This is a genomic window from Hungatella sp. SL.1.14, assembly GCF_024460495.1.
Taxonomy (GTDB): domain Bacteria; phylum Bacillota; class Clostridia; order Lachnospirales; family Lachnospiraceae; genus Hungatella; species Hungatella hathewayi.
On sequence record NZ_JANFYJ010000181.1, the window covers coordinates 1 to 378 of the forward strand.

Consider the following 378-nt stretch of genomic DNA (forward strand, 5'->3'; position numbering starts at 1 on the left):
GCAGCTTGAGAAATGTGGTGTGGAATACTTTGATTTTTACCTGTTCCACAACGTATGTGAGATAAATATAGATGCATACCTGGACGAAAAATATGGAATTTTTCAGTATCTGTTAAAACAGAAGGAGGCGGGGAGAATCCGTCATCTGGGATTTTCGATACACGGAAGCTGCGAGGTGATGAAGCGTTTTCTGGAGGCATACGGCAGTGAGATGGAATTCTGCCAGATTCAGCTCAATTATCTGGACTGGTCCTTCCAGAGCGCGGAGGCTAAAATGGAACTGCTGCGCAGCTGTGGTCTGCCTGTCTGGGTTATGGAACCGCTGCGCGGCGGAAAGCTGGCTGTTTTAGACTGGATGAGAAGAAACAGCTGCTGTAC

The 378-nt window shown here is 47.6% G+C and carries 1 protein-coding gene; it reads left to right on the forward strand.

Annotated elements, in window-relative coordinates; all coding sequences use genetic code 11:
• Window positions 1-378, forward strand: a 378-nt coding sequence (locus NE473_RS30580; RefSeq protein WP_256265592.1) for an aldo/keto reductase, incomplete at both ends; no start/stop codon positions are given.